Source organism: Mycoplasma sp. 4463, assembly GCF_048381515.1.
In the GTDB taxonomy this organism is placed as follows: Bacteria; Bacillota_I; Bacilli_A; order Mycoplasmatales; family Metamycoplasmataceae; genus Mycoplasmopsis.
Map to the genome: position 1 here is coordinate 1 of NZ_JBLWID010000045.1, position 932 is coordinate 932.

Consider the following 932-nt stretch of genomic DNA (forward strand, 5'->3'; position numbering starts at 1 on the left):
TTTAGTTGTTTCATAATCACTCCTTAATATAAAAAACACAAAATACGACGTTGTCCATATTTTGTGTCCCAGTTTAAGAGTAGACATATCTTCAGTGTTATTTCCTTGAATGCATATTAAAATTAAATTTTTAAAGAAATCAAAAACTAAGAAAATGGATGTTTATTTAGTAATGTTATTATGTGGTGATGGTATGTGAAAACTTAGTAATATTGAATTAAAACCTGAAATGTTTTATTATGAATATAAAAGAACAATTCTTAATGAAAATATAAAACCACCAAAGCAAAAATTTGTATTGAGTCAAAATTATAAGACAAGAGAAATTGATATTTAAGTTTTTTTACTTCTATGTAAATAATTGAGTAAAAAATTTTGACTCTTTTTTAAAATTTATTTTCAATAAAAATCATCTTTATGTTTGATTTGTTATTTTTTTCACAAAATATGAAAAAATACGATAAAAAAGCGCTATTTCCTGTTATATATTCTCTTTAGTGATAACATTAAAAAATAAGGTCCATCATTTTTTAAGGAGATATTATGGAATCAAAATTCCTAAACGTTTTAAATATAATAGGTTCAACACCTTCAATGGTAATGCTTGCAAATCAACCGACTATTGCTAAAAAAGTTGATAGTTATGGAATCGACAATTCAAATGATATTAGGATTGACCAAGAAAATTTAGAAAAGGAAACTTTGGAATTATTTGAGAAAAATAAAGAAGAAGTATCTGCTATTACAGATGTAATTGTTAAAAATTATTCTAAGAAATCTGCGAAAAAAACAGTTGAGTTAATTGATGATCAAAAAATTGAAAATTTATTTTTAAAAACCGCTCAAAAACAAATAGTAAACTGGGACACAAAATATGGACAACGTCGTATTTTGTGTTTTTTATATTAAGGAGTGATTATGAAACAACTAAA

Annotated in this window: 1 protein-coding gene; it reads left to right on the forward strand. The window is 23.9% G+C overall.

Annotated features, from left to right (window positions below):
- Positions 1 to 543: 543 nt before the first annotated feature.
- Positions 544 to 909 carry a hypothetical protein gene (locus tag ACNF36_RS03005; RefSeq protein ID WP_418303680.1) on the forward strand — a complete coding sequence of 122 codons (366 nt, stop codon included), beginning with the start codon at positions 544 to 546 and terminating at the stop codon, positions 907 to 909.
- Positions 910 to 932: the final 23 nt, after the last annotated feature.